This is a genomic window from Psychrosphaera ytuae, from assembly GCF_017638545.1.
Classification (GTDB): Bacteria; Pseudomonadota; Gammaproteobacteria; order Enterobacterales; family Alteromonadaceae; genus Psychrosphaera; species Psychrosphaera ytuae.
Genome location: NZ_CP072110.1, coordinates 286,840 through 310,732, shown reverse-complemented (window position 1 = coordinate 310,732; position 23,893 = coordinate 286,840). Strand labels below are relative to the sequence as shown.

The following is a 23,893-nucleotide window of genomic DNA, read 5'->3' as shown; positions in this document are numbered from 1 at the left end:
TTTAAAGTAGCAAATTATCCTTACAAGTGAAATTGGCTCATATTCCACCGAAAACCCGCTATTTTCCCTATAAAGTTGAATTTATGCGTGAAAGTTTGTATAAATAACCTTCATCTTTTAAATATAAAAATTATTAGGTAATCGTAATGAGCAAACTAGACAAAGATCAAGTCTTGTCTGACTTCACTGAAGCGTACAAAGCTAAAAACGGCAAAGAGCCAGAAATCGAAGTGAAGAGTGGTTGGTACAGCGTTGATGGTGGTAAAAATGTACGCTTAGCCGCTATCGTAGACATGACTGCTGAGTTGACTGGCGGCGAAGCCCCAGCAAAAGCAGAAGAAAAGCCAGCTGCGAAAAAAGAAGCTAAGAAGCCAGCAGCTAAAAAGGCTAAGACACCAGCTAAAACAACTGCTACCTCTAAAGGTTACACAGTGACTAAAAAAGGTGATGGCTATAATCCAGCTAACTTCTGGTTAGATTACCTAGCGTCTTTAGGTAGTGACAGTCGTACACCACAAGGTTTCTACTAATTAAATCTTTTTTATAAGTTAGAAACAAAAAAACCAAGGCAATGCCTTGGTTTTTTTATGTGTATGCAACAGTCTGTTACGACTGTTGCTCTTTGACTAAGTCAGCCGTGCCAACTTCCACCCTCGCCTTTAGTTTTTGGCCAGGTCGAAAAGTGACAACACGTCGAGCTGAAATAGGAATATCCTCACCCGTTTTAGGATTACGTCCTGGACGAGATTTCTTTTCCCTCAACTCGAAATTACCAAATCCAGAAAGTTTAACCTGCTCGCCGTTCTCCAACGTCTCGCGTATCTTCTCAAAAAAGTCTTCAACTAAAGCTTTTGAGTCAGCTTTACTTAATCCTACTTTTTCAAACAAATATTCAGATATTTCTGCTTTGGTTAGTGCCATAATTCTATTGCCTTAGCGTCGCGTCAAATTTATCAGTTAACATACTAACTACTTGATCAATCTTAGTACTAATATCCTGTTCTTCCAATGTTTTATCAACATCTTGTAGTACTAATGAAATGGCAAGACTTTTGTTGCCATTTTCGATACCTTCTCCACGGTACACGTCGAATAAGTTTAGGTCAACCAATTGATTTCCGCTAATATTTTTTATTTCTTTTAGTACTTCACCTGCATTTACCGACTCTTTTACAACGACTGCGATATCGCGACGGTTCGATGGGTACTTAGAAATTGGTTGCGCTTCTGGTAAGTTACGCTGTTCGATTTCTGATAATAACAGTTCAAAAACAAACGTTTTACCATTCAACCCTACCGCTTTTTCCGCTTGTGGGTGAACCGCACCAACGTAACCTATCACTTTGTTATTACGACGAATTTGAGCCGATTGACCTGGGTGCAAAGCGGTTTTATTCTGATCATCCGCTGGCATAGGGACAAACTCAATAACTGCATTGTCTGCACATTTCGCTAGTAATGATTCTACGTCACCTTTAATGTCGTAAAAATCTACTGCTCGTGGGTTACCGTCCCAGTACTCGCCAGCAATAGTTCCAGAAATTACACCTGCAATCATAGCTTCTTGACGAATGTTCATTTCCGCTGATTCATCTGGAACAAAGCGTAAGCCTGTTTCGAATAAACGAACTCGGCTTTGTTGACGTTTTTGATTATAAGCTACAGCCGGCAGTAAACCAGACCAAAGGCTCAGACGCATTACCGACATATCTGCTGATATCGGATGCGGTAAAGTTAGACCTTCTAACTCAGGGAACAATGCTGTTTGAACCTTAGGGTCTACAAAGCTATATGTAATAGCCTCTTGATAACCAAGGTCAATCAAAGTTGAAGCAAATTTAGACTTATTAATTTGACTCTCTTTATGCTGAGGCATAACTAATGAAGCAGTCGGAGCAATATTTGGAATATTGTTATACCCGTATACTCGAGCGACTTCTTCTATTAGATCTTCTTCAATAGAAATGTCAAATCTGAAGCTTGGCGACGTAGCCGTCCAAACGTCATTTTCAAATGATACGTTTAAACCTAAACGAGAAAGTATCGTTGTCACTTCTTCATCGCTGATAGAATGACCTAATACTCTGTCTAAACGTTGTCTGCGCAATGTTACTGGTGTCTCTTGCGGTAAATCAGCGTCACTAATCGCTTCCACAATCGGGCCTGCTTGACCACCAACAATCTCTAGTAACAGGTTAGTTGCGCGTTCCATTGCCGTACGCTGAAGTTTGAAATCCACTCCGCGCTCATAACGATGAGATGCGTCTGTGTGTAAACCATAGCGACGCGCAGTACCTGCCATCGCAACAGGAGCAAAAAATGCACTTTCTAAAAGTACATCGTTTGTTTCAGACGTTACCCCTGAATTTAGACCACCAAATACACCGGCGATCGCCATAGGTTTGTTATGATCAGCAATAACTAACGTATTTTCGTCTAACGTTACTTCGTTTTCGTCTAACAAAGTTAGTTTTTCACCTGCGGTCGCTTTACGTACCTTAATGCCACCTTCGATTTTAGCTAAATCAAACGCGTGCATTGGGTGACCAAGCTCTAACAATACGTAGTTTGTTACGTCAACAACTGGATCAATTGAGCGAACACCACTACGGCGTAACTTTTCAACCATCCATAATGGCGTTGTCGCATCTAAGTTAATGCCTTTAATCACTCGTCCTAAATAACGAGGACAAGACTCTTTATCTTCAAGCTCAATACTCAAAGTATCGCTAATCGAAGCAGAAACCGGCTCAACTACAAACGGGTTTACGTCTGCGTTATTCAATACACCAACTTCACGAGCCACACCCATAATACCTAAACAGTCACTGCGGTTTGGTGTTAGGTCAATCTCGATAATTTGATCATTTAGATTCAAATATTCACGGATATCCGTGCCTAACGGAGCGTCTGCTGGTAGTTCTAAAATACCATCTGAGTCTTCTGCCATGCCAAGTTCTGACCATGAGCACAACATACCAAAAGACGGTTGCCCGCGGAGTTTAGCTTTCTTGATCTTAAAATCACCAGGTAAAACAGCTCCTACCATAGCAACTGCGACTTTTAAGCCTTGACGACAGTTTTTCGCACCACAAACGATATCGATTAATTCGCCATCACCTGCCGTACCGACATTGATTTTGGTTACTTGTAACTTATCGGCTTCAGGGTGTTTACCACATTCAACCACTTCGCCTACGACAACACCGCTGAATTGGGCTGCTGCTGGCTCAACGCCGTCAACCTCTAGACCAGCCATAGAAAGCTGTTCACTCAACTCTTCGGTTGAAATATTAGGGTTCACCCATTCACGTAACCATTGTTCACTAAATTTCATTTGGCTGAACTCCTATTTAAACTGCTTTAAGAAACGAAGGTCATTTTCGAAGAACGAACGCAAGTCGTTCACGCCGTAGCGCAACATAGTTAGTCGTTCGACGCCCATACCAAATGCAAAACCAGTGTACTCTTCTGGATCTATACCTACTGAACGTAAAACATTAGGGTGTACCATTCCGCAACCCAAAACTTCTAACCACTTACCGTTTTTACCCATAACGTCGACTTCAGCCGAAGGCTCAGTAAACGGGAAATAAGAGGGACGAAAACGAATCTGCAAGTCCTCTTCGAAGAACTGGTGTAAGAAGTCGTGTAAAATGCCTTTTAGTTCTGCGAAGCTCACGTTTTTGTCAACCATTAGACCCTCTACCTGATGGAACATCGGAGTATGAGTTTGGTCGTAGTCGTTTCGATATACACGCCCTGGTGAGATGATTCGCAATGGCGGCTTTTCTTGTTCCATTGTGCGGATTTGAACACCAGAAGTTTGGGTTCTCAATACCGTATTAGGTGTGAAGTAGAACGTATCGTGATCAGCTCGCGCCGGATGGTGTTCAGGAATGTTCAATGCGTCGAAGTTATGGAAACCATCCTCTACTTCTGGGCCCTGCTTTACTTCAAAACCTAAGTCACCGAAAAATTGTTGGATGCGCTCTATTGTGCGATTTACCGGGTGCATGTTTCCAGGTGTTACACCTCGGCCAGCTTTAGTTACGTCAATGGTCTCTGACGCTAACTTTGCATTTAACGCTTCAGTTTGCAGCGCTTCACGACGCGTGCTTAACGCTTTTTGTACGTCACCTTTAGCAACGTTAATTGCCTGGCCTGCTTCTTTGCGTTGTTCGTGGTCCATCTTACCAAGTCCCTTTAACAACTCGGTGATTCGACCTTTTTTACCTAGAAATTCTACGCGAACTTCTTCAAGCCCAGGTATATCCTTGGCATCTTGAATGGCTTGTTTAGCTAAGCCAACAATTTCTTCTAAATTCATGGAACACTCTTATTGGATTTCGTGATGTTCAGTTTTGATTGATTTTTAATAAATTTTAGGGCGCAAATCTTAGCGCAAATCGTCTAAAGATTTTAGCTTTAATTGATCAAAATTGGGGTTTTTGTATGGTTTTTTATTTAAATACCGAGCACTTCTTTCACAAAAGGTACGGTAACGACCCTTTTTAGTGCGACACTTTGTTTAGCCATGGTTTCGAGGGCTTGCATTAAAAAGATCATATTACGCGGAAGTCGATTGATCATAAATTTAGCAACGTCTTCTGTAACCTCAAATTCCATTAAGTGGGCATGTTGAATCAAGGCTTCTATTTTTTGGTCTTCTGACAATTCCGGCAACTGAAAAAGCGTACACCACTGCAGTCTTGACCCTAAATCAGGTAGAGACAAAGTTAACTTATTAGGCGCTTGGTGACCGGCAAAAATAATTGTCGCTCCATTTTGTTGCAACGCATTAAACAAATTAAACAGTGCGGTTTGCCATGTTGCGCTCGTGGATACTAAATCAACATTGTCGATACAAACAACGTCAACGCTTTCAAGTCCGTCAATGAGTTCAGGTGTCGCAGAGATCACCTGCTCCAGCGGCAACAACATACTGCTCTTACCGATTTCGTCCGCATAATGACAACTCGCATTGAGTAAATGAGTACAACCTACTCCGTGTTGTCCGGAAAGGTAATGCGCAGTAAACTCTTTGCTTTCTATCGCTCTGTGTAATTCATTAATCAGTAATCCCTCGATTCCTTCACCTTCAATAAAGGAGCTGAAAGTCTGTGTAGAATTATAAGTTACAGGTAATAATAACTGCATTTATGCACCTACCCACTGATAGTGCAGTATCGTGTTTTTCGTTTCTGCCTTGTTCGCTTGATCATCCAAGTTACCGATATATTCATTGGTTAACCTGTCCAAACGTTCTTCTACAGAAAGGTTAGGTTGTACTTCTTTTACCGGATTTTCTAATTGGTTAAAGTTCGGAAGTAATTCCAGCGCTTTAATTACATCTAGGGTTTGACCACTGAGCCACAATTTAAAAGTTATTTGGCCAGATTTATATGCGGTTAAATAAGACTTTTTAACTGGTGGTAACGAATTAACCTGAGTCTCCACGCGTTTGAGGTCTAACATAGAATTGATGCCTGAGATTGTTAGAACAACTTCGTCTTGTTGGACTTGAGCATTATCAATTGCATACTGTTTTGCAAAATAATCACCTAAGCTATTAATCAATTCCCGTAAAGACGTAAACTGGTCAGTATTAAAACTGCCTTCATTCAAAAACTGATTACTTGAAAAAAGCTGGTAATCAAGCAGCCATCCAGTTTTGTATTCTGGCTCATTCAATGAATCTACGTATCGCAAACGAGCCATCACAAAATGCTCAGCCCCTAACTGTTGACTCTCTTTTGCCACAACTCGGTCAAATCGCGCCCAAACATCAGACACATAAATGCGCTCCTGGCGCTGTTTATCCATTGTTGGAATTACGACAGGCACACCTCTGTTTTCAGCACTTTGGTTCAGAACTTCGGCAAGTTGAGGAAAGTTGTCTTGTGTAACTATTTGGCGACGATTGCCTTCCTCCAGTACTAGCCAAATACTGGTCAATGGACGGCGTTGACCCCATATTGCGCCATTCACCTTGCGGATCAGTTGGTCAATTTTGGTTTGGTCAAATTCGTCGACTAAAAATGTCCTGTCTTGTTCGTCAGTGACAAATGAAAAGGATTTGATGTAGTTTGCTGTACGAACACGAATTTCATACTGGACTGTCTTATCTTCAAGAATATCACGTGAACCGGTCACTTTTGTTAATACCTGCTCTATTGCCCAGCGATGAGCTTTTACCCTCGTCTTTTGGGTCTTATCAGTCACAAGTATCTTACCCCGATATAGGTTTTCTACCTCGACGGCAGGCGCAGATGTACTGATCAGTATCACAACTACTGTTAACAAAAGCTTTATTATAGGATGTGTCACGATAATTCTGTTTACCCTAGGTGGTAATGGCTCAAAAACAATCATACCCAAATAAATAGCACAAAAAAACTATAAACTAGTCAAATGATTGCGCATTAACCCGTTTGAGCTTGCGAAACATACTTCCGGTGTTTAAAGTTCAGTGTTACTGACCATCTGAGTTTCACGATACTCACTTTTCTGTAACCTTATTCGAGGAAAAAGTATGTCCGAGTCCACTATTTTCGACAAAATTATTAGCAAAGAAATACCTGCTGAGATTCTCTATGAAGATGATCAAGTACTGGCTTTTAAAGACATCAATCCACAAGCGCCTGTACATTTTTTGGTGATTCCAAAAGTCCGTATTGCAACAGCAAATGATATTAATGAAGAAAATGCAAAAACCGTTGGTTTACTTTACGTAACAGCCGCAAAGATTGCTAAGCAAATGGGTTTTGCTGAAGATGGTTATCGTTGTGTTATGAATTGCAACCCGCACGGAGGACAAACTGTCTATCATATTCACCTTCACGTTTTAGCTGGCAAAGCGTTAGGTTGGCCTCCCTACCAAGATACGTTAAAAACCCAATAATAATTACTGTATTTAAAACTTGATTTTAAAAGGCGTTTTATTTTGGCAAGAACCTTATGCAGCTCATGTGGCCAACCTCTGGCCACCTGTTTATGTCAATTTATCTCATCGGCACAACACTCGACCTCAATTATTATTATCCAATGCGGTAAAGAGTCTCAGCACCCAAAAAACACAGCGAACTTGTTGCCACTTCTTTCTGATCACATCACATTGGTTCAAGCCGCTGACGTCGACACCATGTCGCGATTGCGAAATAATATCGAATCCAATCCAAACAAATACGCTCTTCTATTTCCGATACCAGAGTCTCAATCAATAGAAGAATACGTACAACAAAACACCCCAAAAATTGAAGTGCTTCTTGTCATTGATGGAACTTGGCGAAAAGCTAAACGATTTTTTTATGAAAATGAATGGTTGCAGCCACTATCTGCACTTTGTTTGAGTCGTGAGTACGATAGCCAATATGCCATTCGAAAAACGAGTGTCACCAATGGCTTATCAACTCTTGAAGCCATAGCCTATAGCTTAAATGAATTGGAAAAGGCTGATGTAAAACCCTTCTTGCAATTATTAAACGGAATTAATACTGTATTTACTCAGCGAATGCCCTCAGATGTAAAAGCTCGCTATAAATAAAATCCACGTGCTCACATATCTATGTGCCTACGTACATACGTATCATTGTTTTTCGATAATAACTATACAAAAGGGAAACGCAATGCAAACAGAATTCGATTATATCATCGTCGGTGGTGGCTCTGCCGGCTGCGTACTGGCCAATAGACTAACCGCGGATCCCTTGACTAAGGTACTACTCCTTGAGGCGGGTGGAGATGATACAAACCCGCTAGTGCACATACCTACTGGCGCCGTAACTATGGTACCAACGCGTTTTAACAACTGGGCACTTTCATCTAAGCCTAACCCACACTTAAATAATCGGGTTGGCTATCAGCCTAGAGGTAAGGTTCTTGGTGGTAGTAGTGCAATCAATGCCATGATTTACATCCGAGGCCATCAAGATGACTACAATGACTGGAAAGATCTTGGTTGGGGTTGGGATGATGTGTTCCCTTACTTTTTAAAGTCTGAAAACAATCAACAAATCGATAATTCATTCCATGGTAATCAGGGCCCGCTTTATGTGAGTGACTCGCGCTCGCGTCATCCAGTTGCACAAGATTTCATCAAAGCCGCAATAGATGTTGGCCATCAGCATAATTCAGATTTTAATGGTCAAGAACAAGAAGGTGTGGGTTTTTATCAGGTTACTCAAAAAAATGGAAAGCGCTGCAGCTCAGCAGTAGCCTACCTGTCTCCTGTAAGACACCGAACTAACCTAACTGTCATCACCAGTGCTCAAGTACAGCACTTGACCTTTAACGAAGAATCAACTCCTACCTGCACAGGGGTCGTAGCATTGGTAAATAATGAGGTAATTGAATTTAAAGCCACTAAGGAAGTGTGTTTATGTGCGGGAGCAATCCACTCTCCACAACTGTTGATGGTCAGTGGTATTGGCGATGCCGAACAACTGTCCAAACACGGCATAGATGTAAAAGTGTCGTTGCCAGGTGTAGGTGACAACCTGCAAGACCACCCCGATTACGTAAGTTGCTATCAGGCATATGACTACAGGCTTTTTGGTCTCTCTTTCAAAGGGTTAGTACATTTAGCCAAAGAAACCTTTCGCTTCTTCAATAAAAGAGAGGGAATGTTGACCAGTAACTTCGCCGAGGCCGGCGGCTTTTTAAAGACTCACGCCAAACTTGATCGGCCTGACATTCAATTTCATTTTGTTGTAGCGACAGTAAAAGATCATGCTCGGGATTGGCGTGCAGCTTTGCAACACGGATTCAGTAATCATATTTGTGTGCTACGCCCCAAGAGTAAAGGTTCAATTTCTTTACGGTCTGCATATATGAAAGATGCACCAATCATTGATACCAACTTTATGGCTGAACCCGAGGACCGCCAAACCCTTATCAACGGCATCAAACTCTCTAATGAAATCATTAAAAATGAATTTATGGCTAAATATAAAGTTAAACCACTCAATGATGACTTAACGTTTGATGACGACAAGTTACTGGAGAAATTAAAAGCACATACAGACACGGTTTACCACCCTATCGGGACTTGCAAAATGGGGCATAAGTCTGACCCTTTAGCGGTAGTTTCACCTGACCTTAGAGTTTATGGGGTAGAAAAGCTTCGAGTGGTTGATGCGTCTGTTTTCCCAAATTTAATTGGTGGTAACACCAACGCACCAACAATTATGTTAGCAGAGCGAGCGGCCGACTTGATTATTGGTAATAAAGAACAATAGTCAATTGGTTAATATCCTTTTTGTCTGTCCGCTAGGTTAATCATAGGCTTACCACTTTTGACGTTTTTGTAATTAACCAAAATCTGTTCTAACGCTGTATCTAGATTGGTGACAGCAGAAATATGTGGGGTTATTGTTAGATTAGGGGTACGCCAATATGGATGTTGTTCTGGTAGTGGTTCAATATCGAAAACATCTAAATAAGCTTGAGCTATTTCTTTGTCATACAAGGCGCTAATCAAATCATCCTCGACAACATGCCCACCTCGTGCAACATTTATCAAAACCGCCGTATTTTTCATTTTGGTGAATACGGTACGGTTAAGCACGCCTTTCGTTTGTGGTGTCAGCGGTAATAGGCAAACTAAATAGTCAGAGGTCGACACTAAGTTGTCAAACTCCGCTAAGCCAGTGACTGATTTAACACCTGGGAGCTGTTTTATAGATTGACTCCAGCCTGTCACGTCAAAACCGCAAGAGACTAACATATTTGCAGTTTGTTGACCTAACTCACCTAACCCTAAAATACCAACTTTGTTGCCTTTTCTATTAGATCTCGGTTTCCATAGTGCCAAAGCTTGTTGTTGTGAATACTCGGACAAACGCAGTTTATGGGAATTAATTAATGTCGTTACATAAACTGCCATTGAGTTAGAAAGCTGCTCATCGACAATCCTAGCCACAGGGACACTTGGCAACTCTTTATCGGCAAATATCGCATCAACCCCTGCCCCAAACGAAGAAATCCCTTTTAGGCTAGGTAAGTTTTTTAATGTACCGGACTCGTGTTTCCAAACTAACGCAAAATCAACGTCTTCAGGCGAAGGAACATTTGGCCAAACAAATACGTCCTGCTGACCGAGTGCCAACACTAAACGTTCGGTCAATTTTTGGATATTGCGGTTGGGAATATTAACTAAAATTGCCATGCCTCTTCCTTGTTTATTTACAACTAGCCTTTTTGTTCTTTGTTTATTGAGCGCTGAGTCTTGTCGATGAACTTTGAAATCGCTTTTGACGCTGCAAAAAAACCAAACGTGCCAGTCACCATGGTTGCAGCACCAAATCCCATATTACAATCCAAACGCATAGTACCTTCTGCTGTCACTTTAGCCGCACAAACCGAACCATCTGATTGTGGATAGCGCAATTGCTCAGTACTAAACACACAGTCTATTGAAAACTTGCGTTTTGGATTTTTACTAAAGTTAAAATCACGTCGTAATTGGTTTCTGACCTTAGACAATAAAGGGTCATGTGTTGTCTTAGCAAGATCGCCAAATTGAATCTGGCTTGGGTCTATCTGACCACCTGCTCCACCTGTAACAACTAAAGGGATTTTATTGCGGTGGCAATGTGCAATCATAGCTACTTTGGCTTTTATGCTATCTATGGCGTCAATGACCATATCAAATTTTGGGGTAGTTCTATCGCCAAATAACTCAAACAAATTGTTTTCCGTTACAAAATCTTCAATACACTCAACATGACAATCTGGGTTTATCATGCGAATGCGATCCGCCATAACATCAACTTTAGCTAGACCGACCGTCCCCTGCATCGCATGTATCTGTCGGTTTGTATTCGTCGTGCATATATCATCTAGATCTATTAAAGTGATATGGCCTACACCAGAACGTGCCAGAGCTTCCGCCGCCCAAGTACCTACACCACCAATGCCAACGACACAAAAATGCGCTTGTTTTAACCAGGCACTAGCTTGCTGACCGTAAAGACGACCAATACCACCAAACCTAGTTTCAAAATCACTCATTATTTGAAAATTACCTATTTAACTTAACTTTAATTAACTTGGCCAATTGAGCTCAAGTAATTGTTCAACCACAGATTCTATTTTTAGCTGATCTTCTAAAAACACCTGACCTGAATTTGGAAGGCGAATTAAGTCTATATTTTGGTCCTTATAATTAAAAACCAACCTTGTAGCATGCAAATAAACACGGTCCGAGTTCGAGCCACTATAGAGTTCATCCCCAAGTATTGGCGCGCTTATGCTCTTCATTGCGACGCGCAGCTGATGGGTTTTTCCCGTCTCTGGTTTAAGTAAAAACAAGCGGGAACCTGGCTGTGTCAAAGGAACTGTGTGAAAACGTGTTACCGCAGGACTGACTTTTGTTTTTAATAGCTTCCACTGACCGCGCCTTGCTTTGGCCATGTCGCCTTTAATCGTACCTTGTTTCTTCTTGGGCTTTTGATCAGTAACCGCAATATAAAATTTAATGATTTGCTTATCAGCAAAAGCCAATTGAAACCACTGAGCAGCTTCTAAAGTCTTCGCCATTATTACTAAACCTGATGTCACCTTATCCAATCGGTGTACTGGATACAAAGTGTGTCCATATTGGTTCATACACTGATTGAAAAAACCCTGGCCTAAGTCGCCCTCATCGTGAAAGTTTACGTTAGCCGGTTTATCAACAACCAAAAAGTCAGGATGTTCTAATACGATATTGATTAATTCAGTCATTACTATTCAAGTTAGTTTAGACGTTACAGCTTCTTCAAACTTGCCACTAAACGTCTTACTTGCTCTAGGTCTTCAGGGGTATCTACGCCTGCTGGAGGTGGCTCAATCGCTAAATCAACATGAATAGCTTCGCCCTGCCACAATACTCGTAATTGCTCTAAGCTTTCTATTTTTTCGATTTCGGATGCTGGCCATTGCACATATCGACGGATAAAACCGGCACGGTATGCGTAGATACCTATGTGTCTTAGGTATGGAAAAGCCAGTGAAGTCGCTGAGTTCTTACCATCTCTATCATAAGGCAAAACAGAGCGAGAAAATGCAATCGCAAAGCCATTAATGTCCTTAACTACTTTTACAACATTAGGGTTATTTAACTCTGTTAAACTCGTTATTGATTCAGCTAAGGTCGCCATCCCGGCTTGGTCAGCAGGCAGTTGTGCTAAGTTTTTGGCTAGCTGAGATACGTTCACTGATGGGATCATAGGCTCATCACCCTGAACATTTACGATAATGGTTTCATCATCAAATTTATAACGTTCTACCACCTCTGCTAGACGCTCAGTTCCAGACTCATGATCCGTAGAGGTCATACACACTTCGCCGCCGAACTGCTCAACTGCGTCATATACACGTTGATCATCCGTTGCCACTATGACCTTTTGCGCGCCTGAAGCGATACTGCGTTCGTAAACCCACTGAACCATAGGCTTACCATCGATATCAGCTAATGGCTTTCCTGGTAATCTTGAAGAATCATAACGCGCCGGAATTACTACAACGAATGGAATCGAGTTTGACATAATGTGCTCTGAACTATCTGGTGTCATAAAGGGGTTATTTGTACTGTTCGATTTCTTCGAAAGTAAGTTGGCGAGCTTCGCCTTCAAGCATAACCGGGATATCTTCTTTTATTGCATAGGCAATGCGATCATTTTTACAAATCAGTTCATTTGCTTGTTCAGCGTAATGCAATGGTGATTTACAGATCGGACAGGCAATAATATTTAATAATTTTTTGTCAAACGCCATGTGATTCTCTCTTGTTTAATTTTCTAACTTTGTTTTTTCAGTAGTGTAATGCGTTCTTTTAAAAGTGACTCTAATGAGTCTGAAATTACCGCTTCTATTGGCAATATGTACCAATTTTCTTGTGCATATGAACTGCATTTAACCGCGTCTTTTTCAGTCATTACGACAATGTCTGTGTTTTTGTCTAAGGTCTGTAAAGTCGCGAAATCTGATTCTACAAATTTGTGGTGATCGGGGTACCAAAGGGTCGAGACCACATTTAAGCCAGCTTTTTTAGCGGTCTTTTCAAACCTCAACGGGTTGCCTATTCCCGATACTAAATGAACATTTCGCAATTCATCGTCAATTGATATCGAATCACCCGTAAAGCTGTGTAATGTATTAGCACGTAAGCTGTAATCCGGTACCAAGGAGTTGTATCTGCTCTTTACGCCATCTGTGAAACCACTATTAATAATCGTAAAATCAACTGTCTGCAAACGACTAATAGGTTCTCTTAACGGCCCCATTGGCAATAAGAGGCCATTGCCAAACTTTCTATCACCATCCACCAGCGCGATTTCTAACGCTCGATCCATTTTATAGTGCTGTAGGCCATCATCAGAAATAACAATATTTACTCCAGCTTTCTCTACCAATGACTTTACCGCTCTGACACGATTAGAATCTATAAAGACTGGTACTTGCGTCCGCATCGCTAACAGCTTTGGCTCGTCTCCTGTCAGTTCTACATCGTCTATTTCATTGACATATCTAGGAAAAGGATACGCTTCGCTCTCTTTCGCGCCATAGCCCCTACTGACAATCCCTGGGGTAAATCCAAGGCTTTTTAAAAGCTTAACTAGGTATATTGTGAATGGGGTTTTTCCTGTACCGCCGACTGTTATATTTCCAACCACAATAACTGGTACTGGTAGCTGTTTGGTTTTAATCCATCCTCGTCTAAAAACCACTCTACGTATAAACGCTACCGTCGCAAAAATTACAGTTAACGGCAAAAGGAACCACAACCAAAGTGGTTTCCATTTCGGGCCGTTTTGATACCAAGCTCTTTCAAGCGTATTCATTGACTATTCTTCACCAAACTGCAGTTGATGAAGAGCTGCATAAGCGCCGCCACGAGCTAACAGCTCATTGTGTGTTCCTTGCTCGAGAACACGACCTTGATCCATAACAATGATACTATCAGCACTTTCAATGGTAGAAAGGCGATGTGCAATCACAATACTGGTTCGATTTTCCATTAGGTGGTCTAGTGCTTCTTGGATAGCACGTTCTGACTCAGTATCAAGAGCACTAGTTGCTTCATCCATGATTAAAATAGGAGCGTTTCGTAGTATTGCCCGCGCAATCGCGATCCGTTGACGTTGACCACCCGAGAGCAACACACCATTTTCACCGACTTCCGTCTGTAAGCCCGCTTCCATATTATCAGTAAACTCTTTAACGTGTGCCAATACTGCAGCCCGCTCAATATCCTCTGGCGATGCGTTAGGCGACCCGTAAGCAATATTATTTGCAATCGTATCGTTAAACAGCACAACATTTTGAGACACTAAGGCAATGTGTGAACGCAAATTAGTGAGTTCAAATTCGTTTAGATCTACTCCATCTAGAGTGATATTGCCCTCTGTAGTAAAGTAATAACGAGGCACAAAATTACTAATAGTCGTTTTACCACTGCCAGAACGGCCAACAAGTGCGACTGTAGTACCTGGTTTGATATCCAAGTTAAAATCACTGATCACTTGTTTTTCAGTATTAGGATATTTAAAACTGACGTTAGAAAATACCAGGTGACCGTCCACCTTGTCTTTTTTGTGAGTGCCATTGTTTGTCTCTGAAGTCTCATCTAAGACTTCAAATACACTTTTCGCAGCCGTTAAACCACGTTGAAATTCACTGTTTACCGTTGTTAATAGTTTTAAAGGGCGTAAAAGCATCATCATCGATGATAAAATCACCGTAAAAGCACCAGGAGAAAGGGTTTCCAACATTTGTGGTTGCGCAGCTAAATACAAGACAGCAGCAAGCGCAAAACTTGCGATTATTTGAATGACTGAAACACTCAAGCTTTTGGTAACGACCATTTTCATGCGTTGCTGACGGTTGTGGTTATTACCCTCAAAGAATGACTTCGACTCTTGTTTTTGACCACCAAACGCCAATATTACTTTATGACCAGAAAGCATTTGTTCAGATTGCTTGGTTACACTGCCCATCGCGTTTTGAATTTTTTTGGATATGACTCTAAAACGCTTAGTTACATAACTAACGATAACCGCGACGATTGGCACAATCACTAAAATAGCGATAGACAGTTGCCAACTGTGGTAAAACATAATGCCTAACAAACCAAGAACCATAGCCCCCTCTCGGACTAACGTCATCAATGCTTTACTGCAGGCATTTTCAATTTGTTCAGTATCGTAAGTAATTTTAGAAATCAGCGTACCGTTTGACTCTTTGTCGTGATAGCTCACAGGCAAAGACATTAACTTTTCATATAACTCTTGGCGCAAGTTCATCACAATGTTACTTCCGACCCAGCCAAGACCATAGGTAGCCATGTAATTGAAAACGCCACGTAAGATAAAAACCACAACTACAAAGATTGGAGCTGCCGCTAAGACACCGCCATTTTGTTGCGTCAAACCTTCATCGATGAAGGTTTCCAATTCGTTAATAAACAAAACATCGATACCGGCATATCCAAGCATGCCGATTAAAGCGAGAACAAACCCCATTTTGTAAGGCTTAATATACTGACGGAGGCGTTTAAAAGTCGATGTATAATTATCTTGCAAGTGACTATCCACATGTTGTTTTTTGCGCAATGTGCTAATTCTACCGTATTTGTTGATGAAAGCTAAAAGGATTTTGTTTTTTCCAAAATGGCGACCATTTATTTAAAGACGTTGTTACTTTAACAGGACTATTAGGACCCGCACCTAAATCAACACGTATTTGTCCATAGTTTGTGGTTGAGACTTGTCTAGCTCCATAACGTTGATATCGCTCGATAACAGAATTGGTGGGAAAACCAAAACGATTCGCATATCCCGCATCATGAATAACTAACTTTGGATAAATCGCATAGATATAAGGTAACGAAGAAGAATAACTGCTGCCATGATGGGGACTCAACATGATCTCGCTCGCCATATTAATTTGCCCTGCTTGGTGAGCTCGAGCGAGTTGTAGTTCGACTCGGTGGCTAATATCTCCACTAAATAAAATCCGTATACCTGAAGCCTTAATGGTAAATTTCATAACACATGATAAATCGTTGCGTTCACTCGAATAATCAGACCAAATAGACGTCTTGTCTCTTAATTCTGGACGTGGCCATAACACTTGCATCTTAATCTCATCTGTTTCGAAATCAGCGCAAGGTGTAGGGTTTTTGTAAGGGAAGACATCATATAACTCAGCGAGGTCGCCTTTGTGATCAGAATCATAATGAGTTATTAAAACTTGATTTATAATTGGTACTCCTAGTCCGACAAGATTGTCCTTTAATACTCGCTCCGTTGCATTTGAACCGCCCCGATAAATCGGTCCCAAATCGATCAAACTCCTATTGTTTCCGCTTGTGATTAAACTTGCGCTGCCTTGCCCAACATCAAAAATGTTTATTGAGTTTGTGGATTTTGAAATTTGAATCCAAATGAAACATGCAACAATAGATACCACTGCTAAGTAAAACGCCCGAGTTACCTTAAATCCACTTACCCTTGCATTAATCTTTGACGATCTTCTAATACGTTTAGTTATAAAACTTGATATAAGTAAACTGGTCCCGATGCAGAGAAACAAAATAAGTCCCCAGTCACTCGAGATTGTAAAAACGGAAATTTCACTAGTAATACCCGTTCCTAGAGACCACAGAGCTTCGATTAAATGATCAGCAACTGCTACAAGTCCGTGAAAAGTTGACGATTCCGTAATGTTGATTTGGACTGCATCTAGCAATACCCCGACAACCAGCAATGGCATAATTATCAATGAAACTACCGGGGTAAAAATTAAGTTATTAACCAATGACATACTGGCAACCACTTGGAAATGGATTACAACTAGCGGCAACATCCAAATGGTTATAAAGACCTGAAATAAAACCAGTTGGGCAAAGCCTTCTTTAATTTTGGCGTAGATATCGAATAACTTGGACTCTGGATATTCAGGGACATTGAACAGGTTGACCTTTACAAAATTATGACGATATTCAATAAAAGTAATAATGCCAGCTACAGCCCAAAACGATAGTTGCCAGGCAACAGAAAGCGGTAGCCATGGATCCAAGGTGACACTCAAAGTTGCAACGTACAGTAAAATAGCGAGCGGTGGTAAATTGATTTTACTAACGTGCAGCAATAGCCAAAGCAACACTGCAATCCATGCTCGAATGGCTGACGGTGGTGCGCCAATTAACCACACATACCATCCTAAAAATACAATAGTGATCATAGGTACGCCAATAAAGCCCACTTGACTTACAAGGTGCTCAAAACCCAAACTAGCCCTTTTGTGACCATTACATATTAATAACGCCACGCCAGCTATCGTGCGTACCAGTAAACTTAATATTTTGTGACCGAGAAAATATAAAATACCTATGTGTAAACCTGAAACCGCAAACAAATGACCCACACCAAAGTCTCGGAGCTGTTGTCTTTCTGTTTTTGTTAGAAAAGATTTGTCGCCAGTCAACAAACTAAATAACAACGCAGGTCTTTTAAACTCACACGATTCACAGAATAATCTGCGATACAAAGTGCTTAACTTGTCTTCTTGCCAAGGTATTTTTGAGGTAGCTTTGGAAGACTCGGTGATTTCTTGGGTACTTAGTTTGGCCTTGATTCGTTTTTGTAAATAAAACTTATATTCATCAAACCCATAGTCATTGGCCAGTTTAGGCGCTGGTTTTATCGCTGACTTAAAATGAATTAAGGTCCCTTGCTGAAAAGGTTTTACTACCGTTTTATGATGTTGCTTGGGATACCAATACAAAATTGCCAATTGACCAGGCGCATACCAGGGAACCGACTGACCATTAATCTTTTCGATTTCTACGATCAGTTTCACTGGATTTTGCATTGACTCATCAGTCTTCTTTACTGATTTGTCATTTATTTTTTGATGGATTGATAAATTTTTGACCCGTGCGTCAAATTGAAATTGGCTAGCCTGGGAGTACTGTTCCGTCGTATTATTGATATTAGAAACAACCAATTGCCAACGACTGTATTCATTTTGAAAAACAACACCTATCAATACCCCAATCAACAAAAATAAAACACCTTGGATGTGTCTGTTGATCTTTGTTCTAGCTTGGTAAAGTGCAAAAAAAGTACAGAACGTGCCGATACACAAATAGCCCAGCTGGCTCCATGTAAGCAGAATTGGACTATATAAAAAGCCCCAAAGCCCGATCAAAAAACCACCAACCAGTTTGTTCAATCAAAATTCCTTGGCTATTGTCATAATTCGTTAATTACAAATGTCTAATTTTAAGGTAACTTACACGGCAGTTTAGACAAGTACAGATCCTTGCTCATCGCGAAAAATTATGCCTAAGAAGTTCATACAAAAATTTTTGCCTGACCACCAAAAAGTCAAACAAAACAAAGCCGTTAATATGTTTGGTGATCTATTACACGACGCCAACCTCTGGCACTTAAACCGCCGCTCAGCCCGTGGTGCTTTTGCCATTGGATTATTCAACGCCTTTATCCCTGTGCCGTTTCAAATGTGGCTATCGGCAGTTGGAGCCATCATTTTTAAAGTCAACTTACCTTTGTCTGTCGCACTTGTGTGGCTTAGCAATCCGTTGACCATGCCACCATTATTTTACGGTTGTTATCTGCTTGGAGAGTGGATTTTAGGTGGCCCAGCACAAGAGTTTGCCTTTGAGTTGAGTTGGGAATGGCTCATGTTAAGTTTAAGTACCATTGGTCCAGCTTTTATTACAGGCTGCTTGGTTGCTGCATCTGCAGCAGCTCTAATCGGATACTTTGGGATTGATTGGTTATGGCGATACTCTGTTGCCAAATCTTGGCAACGTCGCAAACTAATCCGTCTCGCTAAACAACTAAAATCGACAAACGACAACTAATAGCAGCATTCAGGAGCCGCAATGACTTCAATCACGATACAGACCCCAGACGATTGGCACCTCCACTTTAGAGATGGAGAAATGTTAAAAGAAACTGTGCCTGCAACGGCCCGTTGTTTTCAACGAGCGATTGTCATGCCTAACCTAGTGCCTCCCGTCACCAACGCACAAATGGTTAACGAGTATCGTCAGCGAATTCTTAGCGCACGCCCAGAAGGCAGCACGTTTGAACCTCTAATGGTGTTATATCTTACCAACGACACCACCAAACAAGACATCATCGATGCCAAAGCCGCGGGAACCGTAGCTGCGAAGCTTTATCCGGCAGGCGCAACTACCAACTCAGACGCTGCCGTGAGCGCGCTTGATGGTCTGTTTCCTATTTTTGAAGAAATGCAAAACCAAGGTATGTTGTTGTTAATCCACGGTGAAGTAACGGACAACCACATTGACATTTTTGATCGTGAAAAAGAATTTATAGACCGCAACATGAAGCGAATTGTCAGCGCTTTCCCTGAATTAAAAGTTGTCTTTGAACACATCACAACAAAAGACGCGGTGGACTTTGTATTAGCTGCTAGCGACAATGTTGCAGCAACTATTACCCCTCAGCACCTATTACTCAACCGTAACGATCTTTTAGTAGGTGGTGTAAGACCACACAACTACTGCTTACCAGTGTTAAAGCGCAATACCCATCAACAAGCCTTACGTGAAGTTGTTGCTACTGGTAACAAAAAGTTTTTCTTGGGCACTGACTCAGCGCCTCACGAAAAGTCAAAGAAAGAAAATGCCTGTGGTTGTGCAGGTTGTTACAGTGCTTGGAGTGCGATAGAACTATACACTCACGTGTTTGATGAACTAGGTGCGTTAGATAAACTTGAGGGCTTTGCGTCGCATCATGGTGCTGATTTCTACGGCCTACCAAGAAACCAAGGAACGATTACCTTAGTAAAAAAAGACTGGACTATCCCTGAATCGATCACGCTTCCTACCGGTGACGACATTGTGCCGTTTTTTGCAGGGCAAAATTGTACTTGGAAATTAGTGACAGCTTAAACTTGTAACTGTTCAGTTTGTTAATAAAAGGCCTGTTTGACAGGCCTTTTTTGGATGAAATTTAAATCTATTGAATTAATTCAACAGGGTTCATCCTACTGGCCTTTCTAGCCGGATACAGGCTGGCTAAATAGGCTATTACTAATGCGGTGGTCACAATAATTACTACCTGCCCTACATTCACTTCGCTAGGTAGATAATCAATAAAATATACATCACCATCTAAGGCCTTAAAGTTGAACAAGGTCTCTGCAAAGTGCATTATCCCAGACAGGTTTAGTCCCAATACAATCCCAAAAAACGTGCCCCAAGCTATTCCCTGAACCGCGGTAAGTAACCCCATCATAACGAACACCTGACGCACTTGCGCTACACTCAACCCCATGGTTTTTAAGATACCAATATCGCCGTACTTTTCTTGAACTGACATGGCCAAGCTCGAGACGATATTAAAACTTGCTACCGCCATCACTAACACCATAACCAAATACATAATGTCTCTAACTAACACAATGTCATTGTAGACATGACCATGCGTTCTAAACCAATCCAAAACATATACATAGTCATTTAATAATTGGCCAACTTCACTACCTAGGGTTCGCGCTGCAAATGGATCTTCAAAAGACACGGCTACACCTTGTGCTTGAGTGATAGACAAGCCCTGCTTTTCAACTAATGGACTAATACTGGTAAACACTTGACCCTGGTCGACTTGACCACCAACGTGATAAACACCAACAACCTGGTACACCAAATATGATGGTGCTTTGAGTTTACCGGTTTCAGAATAAGACGGGATTAAAAGTTCTAACTTATCACCCACACCGATACTGAGTTTTTCAGAAAGCCCTGAACCAATTACTACTTCTGCATTTATGTCCGAACTTGGTGTCGATAACCAGTCCCCTTCGCGAATACTTTTTGGAACGATACTAACCTCAGGTTCTAATATCGCATCTACTCCTTTGAGTAAAACCGCTTCCATTTGTTGGCCTTTTTGGACCATCGCGTTTAACTTAAAGTACGGTGCCGCTCCAACGACTTTTTCGTGTTGTAAAGCTTGTGTAGCTGTTTTAGACCAGTCAGAGAGGTGGCCATCAACAGCTTCATATTCAACGTGTGGAATGGCAGATAACAAAGTATTTTTGAGTTCGCGCTCAAAGCCATTCATCAATGACAAACCAATAATTAAAGCCGCAACTCCAATCGCAAATCCGATACGAGATGCCCGGTTTATAAAGCGTACATAGGTACTTTCAACACCGGTCGAATAGTAACGCGTTGCCAATTTAGTGGTTAGCGTATACCGTTTAAACCATGATTTGAACACGCTCATCAAACAATTCGTCCATCATCAAGTTTGATTACTCTGCCAAACTGGTTGGCGAGTTGTTGGTCATGGGTAACGACGATTAAGGTGGTGTTTAGCTCTTTATTTATTTTTAAAAACAAATCAAACACCGCTTGGGCATTCGCTTTGTCTAAATTACCTGTCGGTTCATCTGCTAACACTAATTTAGGTTCATTAACTAAAGCGCGCGCAATGGCGACGCGTTGTCGTTCACCACCAGAGAGCTGTGATGGCTTGTGGTTTAAACGGTGACTTAACCCGACTAACTCGAGTAGTTCAGTCGCTTTTTGTTTGGCTCTCGATTCATCTTTACCTGCAATTAACAGAGGCATCATCGCATTTTCAAGTGCTGTGAATTCCATCAGTAAATGATGGAATTGATAGATAAATCCCATATTTTCATTTCGAAACGCCGCAATCTTATCATCGGACAGCGTCGATATATCTGTATTTAATATGGTGACTTGACCCGATGAAGCACTGTCTAAGGCACCAATGATATGTAAGAGCGTACTCTTTCCACTTCCTGACTGACCTAAGATGGCCGCTTGCTCACCAGCTTCTATACTTAGGTTGAGCTCTTTCAATACCTCGGTCGATTGCACGCCTGGGTATACCTTAGTTAGATTAATACAATCTACGATTTTCATACTGCTATCCTATTCGTATCTGAGCACATCAGCCGGCTGCAGTTTTGCAGCTCTCCGTGCCGGGTAGACGCTTGCTAATAACGCCAATCCTATTGCCAATGCAGCGATAGCTACAACTTTCAAACCATTAAACTCGACCGGTAGACCTAATCCAGGTACTCCCAATATATTAATGTTAGTAACTGCCATTAAAGGGTTAATACCCAGTGTTACAATAGATCCTAATACAACACCCCAAATTGAACCGACAACACCATTCAACATACCCTGTAGAGTAAAGACTTTGGCCACATTGGTGTTCGATAAACCCAAGGTTTTTAAAATAGCAATTTCGCCTTGTTTTTGGGTAACCATCATGACTAACGCTGAAACAATATTAAAGGCCGCAACAGCGACAATAAGACTCAACATCAACCACATCATGTTTTTTTCCATTTTTACTGCATCAAACAACTTGCCATGTGTGCTATGCCAACTCTTTACCTCAAAATCTTTTAAATCAAAACGGTTATCTAACTCCGCAACGACTCGCTGCGCCGAAAATGCATCGTTCAATACCAGTCTTATTCCCTGACTACTGTCAGTTGGTTGTTTTAATAATCGGTTTAGGTTATCGCTTTTTACAAACACCATTTGTTGGTCTAGTTCGCTTTCTGTTTCAAAAAAGCCAACTACGGTAAAATTACGTTGCGCTGGTAATCGGCCAAGTGGTGTGTAAGAACTCGCTCCACTTACAATGAGACGAACTTTATCACCTAGACCAATGCCCTTTTGCAAAGCCAAGTAACGGCCTATTACAACGCCATAATTCCGACTAAAAAAGTCTTGCCACCGGCCGTTGACCAATACAGATTTAACCCCTAATGGTATAGAGTCTTGATCTTTTATTCCCTGCACCATTACGCCTTGCAAATCATTTGGCATTTGCAACAGTGCAGTGGTTTGAACGAGAGGTAATATCTGTTGAATTTGTGGGTGTGCATACTCTAATTGATTACTTAACGTGATTAGATCTGGCCCCCCACCGCTTAGCTCTTTAGGTTGAATAACAATGTGAGGGACAGAATTGAGTATGCGCTGTTTTAATACTCCTTCAAAACCATCCATGACAGAAATGACTATAATGAGAGCCATTACACCGATCGCTATACCCGCTTTGGAAAAAAGAGAAATCAAACCGACGAATTTTCCGTCCTTTGAAGCTTGAGCGTAACGACGTGCGATTATTAGACTGATAGGTAAATTCATCTAAGATCTTGAATCTTTTTAATTAAATTAGTGAAGGAAAGGATAAGGTTCGATAATATGTGTTTCTACCCAAAAGTACAAGCAAGGCAACCTTTATGAACGAGCAAGATAAGGCGTTATTCGAAGAGTATTTTCAACTAGAGCACAAAGTCGACATTAATGTTCAGCAAGGCGTTTTGTTATCGGACTGTCCAGACGAAGATGAATTTGAAGCCATGATCCCAGTGCCGTTCAAGTTGGCGTCAGAAATGAAAGGTGTAGAGCAGAATATGTTACGCCCATTGCGCCAATTAGGAGACGTAATCGAGCCTCTCGCAGACTACTTAAAAGCTCAAAGCCGTAAAATCGACCTAATGATGAGCTACATATTGCAAGCACAAGATGACTCTGATCACAAAACTCAAACTGTTTCTTATGGCGGCGGCGGCTTTGTGTTTACGTCTATTCAACAATTCGATTTGGATTCGGTCCTAGAATGTAAACTGTTTTTTTCAGAAGAAGCTTCTGCTATCTACTGTTTGGGGCGTATAATTGAAGTGAATGATGTAGACGTGGAAGAACATGAATCCCCATTGTACCAGTACGCTGTTGTGTTTCATCGAATTCGAGAAGACGACCGCGAACTTGTCGTGCGTGCTTCGTTGCATCAACAATCAAAACAATTATTGAAAAAAACCAAACAACGACAAAGTGAGAATCAGTGAA

Annotated in this window: 23 protein-coding genes; 7 read left to right on the top strand and 16 right to left on the bottom strand. The window is 41.3% G+C overall.

Going from position 1 to position 23,893, the window contains the following annotated elements; genetic code table 11:
• The first annotated feature begins 146 nt into the window (after positions 1-146).
• A complete protein-coding gene (locus J1N51_RS01435; protein WP_208832232.1) occupies positions 147-530 on the top strand; it encodes a hypothetical protein in 384 nt (127 codons plus the stop codon).
• 76 nt (positions 531-606) lie between these two features.
• Here J1N51_RS01435 and ihfA read toward each other — a convergent pair whose 3' ends face one another.
• From ihfA to J1N51_RS01410, 5 genes are all read right to left on the bottom strand, one after another.
• Complete coding sequence (ihfA, locus tag J1N51_RS01430) at positions 607-921, bottom strand: integration host factor subunit alpha (RefSeq protein WP_208832231.1); 315 nt, start codon at positions 919-921, stop codon at positions 607-609.
• A gap of 4 nt (positions 922-925) precedes the next feature.
• The gene (pheT, locus tag J1N51_RS01425) at positions 926-3,337 is read right to left on the bottom strand and encodes a phenylalanine--tRNA ligase subunit beta (protein ID WP_208832230.1); all 2,412 of its coding nucleotides are present in this window, start codon (positions 3,335-3,337) and stop codon (positions 926-928) included.
• A 12-nt stretch (positions 3,338-3,349) separates the two neighbouring features.
• Entirely contained in the window at positions 3,350-4,330 is a 981-nt protein-coding gene (gene pheS / locus J1N51_RS01420) for a phenylalanine--tRNA ligase subunit alpha (RefSeq protein ID WP_208832229.1), read from the bottom strand.
• Between the two features lie 137 nt (positions 4,331-4,467).
• Entirely contained in the window at positions 4,468-5,160 is a 693-nt protein-coding gene (gene hda, locus J1N51_RS01415; RefSeq protein WP_208832228.1) for a DnaA regulatory inactivator Hda, read from the bottom strand.
• A complete protein-coding gene (locus J1N51_RS01410) occupies positions 5,161-6,330 on the bottom strand; it encodes a DUF2066 domain-containing protein (RefSeq protein WP_208832227.1) in 1,170 nt (389 codons plus the stop codon).
• Between the two features lie 205 nt (positions 6,331-6,535).
• Between J1N51_RS01410 and J1N51_RS01405 the strand changes: the two genes are divergently transcribed.
• From J1N51_RS01405 to J1N51_RS01395, 3 genes are all read left to right on the top strand, one after another.
• Positions 6,536-6,904: a histidine triad nucleotide-binding protein gene (locus J1N51_RS01405; RefSeq protein WP_208832226.1), complete on the top strand. Its 369-nt coding sequence runs from the start codon at positions 6,536-6,538 to the stop codon at positions 6,902-6,904.
• A 42-nt stretch (positions 6,905-6,946) separates the two neighbouring features.
• Positions 6,947-7,546, top strand: coding sequence for a tRNA-uridine aminocarboxypropyltransferase (locus J1N51_RS01400; protein ID WP_208832225.1), 600 nt, complete (start codon positions 6,947-6,949; stop codon positions 7,544-7,546).
• 82 nt (positions 7,547-7,628) lie between these two features.
• Positions 7,629-9,239, top strand: a complete 1,611-nt coding sequence (locus tag J1N51_RS01395) for a GMC family oxidoreductase (RefSeq protein ID WP_208832224.1) — start codon at positions 7,629-7,631, stop codon at positions 9,237-9,239.
• Positions 9,240-9,247: 8 nt separating this feature from the next.
• Here the strand turns inward: J1N51_RS01395 and J1N51_RS01390 are convergent, their stop codons facing one another.
• From J1N51_RS01390 to J1N51_RS01355, 8 genes are read right to left on the bottom strand one after another with little or no spacing between them, the layout of a single operon-like run.
• Complete coding sequence (locus J1N51_RS01390) at positions 9,248-10,168, bottom strand: 2-hydroxyacid dehydrogenase (protein WP_208832223.1); 921 nt, start codon at positions 10,166-10,168, stop codon at positions 9,248-9,250.
• A 23-nt stretch (positions 10,169-10,191) separates the two neighbouring features.
• On the bottom strand, positions 10,192-11,013 hold the full coding sequence (gene tcdA / locus J1N51_RS01385) for a tRNA cyclic N6-threonylcarbamoyladenosine(37) synthase TcdA (protein ID WP_208832222.1): 822 nt from the start codon (positions 11,011-11,013) through the stop codon (positions 10,192-10,194).
• A 33-nt stretch (positions 11,014-11,046) separates the two neighbouring features.
• Positions 11,047-11,727, bottom strand: a complete 681-nt coding sequence (locus tag J1N51_RS01380; RefSeq protein WP_208832221.1) for a TIGR01621 family pseudouridine synthase — start codon at positions 11,725-11,727, stop codon at positions 11,047-11,049.
• Positions 11,728-11,750: 23 nt separating this feature from the next.
• Complete coding sequence (gene kdsB, locus J1N51_RS01375) at positions 11,751-12,530, bottom strand: 3-deoxy-manno-octulosonate cytidylyltransferase (protein ID WP_232842833.1); 780 nt, start codon at positions 12,528-12,530, stop codon at positions 11,751-11,753.
• A 34-nt stretch (positions 12,531-12,564) separates the two neighbouring features.
• Positions 12,565-12,759, bottom strand: a complete 195-nt coding sequence (locus J1N51_RS01370; RefSeq protein ID WP_208832220.1) for a Trm112 family protein — start codon at positions 12,757-12,759, stop codon at positions 12,565-12,567.
• Between the two features lie 23 nt (positions 12,760-12,782).
• Complete coding sequence (gene lpxK / locus J1N51_RS01365) at positions 12,783-13,826, bottom strand: tetraacyldisaccharide 4'-kinase (RefSeq protein WP_208832219.1); 1,044 nt, start codon at positions 13,824-13,826, stop codon at positions 12,783-12,785.
• Positions 13,827-13,829: 3 nt separating this feature from the next.
• Positions 13,830-15,566 carry a lipid A export permease/ATP-binding protein MsbA gene (gene msbA, locus J1N51_RS01360; protein WP_408635869.1) on the bottom strand — a complete coding sequence of 579 codons (1,737 nt, stop codon included), beginning with the start codon at positions 15,564-15,566 and terminating at the stop codon, positions 13,830-13,832.
• 40 nt (positions 15,567-15,606) lie between these two features.
• Entirely contained in the window at positions 15,607-18,222 is a 2,616-nt protein-coding gene (locus tag J1N51_RS01355; protein WP_208832218.1) for a DNA internalization-related competence protein ComEC/Rec2, read from the bottom strand.
• A 109-nt stretch (positions 18,223-18,331) separates the two neighbouring features.
• Here J1N51_RS01355 and J1N51_RS01350 point away from each other — a divergent pair, with 109 nt between their 5' ends.
• Both J1N51_RS01350 and pyrC read left to right on the top strand, forming a co-directional pair.
• The gene (locus tag J1N51_RS01350) at positions 18,332-18,877 is read left to right on the top strand and encodes a DUF2062 domain-containing protein (protein ID WP_208832217.1); all 546 of its coding nucleotides are present in this window, start codon (positions 18,332-18,334) and stop codon (positions 18,875-18,877) included.
• 21 nt (positions 18,878-18,898) lie between these two features.
• Positions 18,899-19,936, top strand: coding sequence for a dihydroorotase (gene pyrC / locus J1N51_RS01345; protein WP_208832216.1), 1,038 nt, complete (start codon positions 18,899-18,901; stop codon positions 19,934-19,936).
• Between the two features lie 67 nt (positions 19,937-20,003).
• Here pyrC and J1N51_RS01340 read toward each other — a convergent pair whose 3' ends face one another.
• The 3 genes from J1N51_RS01340 to J1N51_RS01330 are packed head-to-tail and all read right to left on the bottom strand — an operon-like array spanning position 20,004 to position 23,188.
• Positions 20,004-21,275: a lipoprotein-releasing ABC transporter permease subunit gene (locus J1N51_RS01340; protein ID WP_208832215.1), complete on the bottom strand. Its 1,272-nt coding sequence runs from the start codon at positions 21,273-21,275 to the stop codon at positions 20,004-20,006.
• Positions 21,275-21,940 carry a lipoprotein-releasing ABC transporter ATP-binding protein LolD gene (gene lolD / locus J1N51_RS01335; protein WP_208832214.1) on the bottom strand — a complete coding sequence of 222 codons (666 nt, stop codon included), beginning with the start codon at positions 21,938-21,940 and terminating at the stop codon, positions 21,275-21,277. Before lolD ends, J1N51_RS01340 begins: the two co-directional genes overlap by 1 nt.
• Positions 21,941-21,949: 9 nt before the next feature.
• Complete coding sequence (locus J1N51_RS01330; RefSeq protein ID WP_208832213.1) at positions 21,950-23,188, bottom strand: lipoprotein-releasing ABC transporter permease subunit; 1,239 nt, start codon at positions 23,186-23,188, stop codon at positions 21,950-21,952.
• A gap of 95 nt (positions 23,189-23,283) precedes the next feature.
• Here J1N51_RS01330 and J1N51_RS01325 point away from each other — a divergent pair, with 95 nt between their 5' ends.
• Positions 23,284-23,892: a PilZ domain-containing protein gene (locus J1N51_RS01325; protein ID WP_208832212.1), complete on the top strand. Its 609-nt coding sequence runs from the start codon at positions 23,284-23,286 to the stop codon at positions 23,890-23,892.
• Position 23,893: the final 1 nt, after the last annotated feature.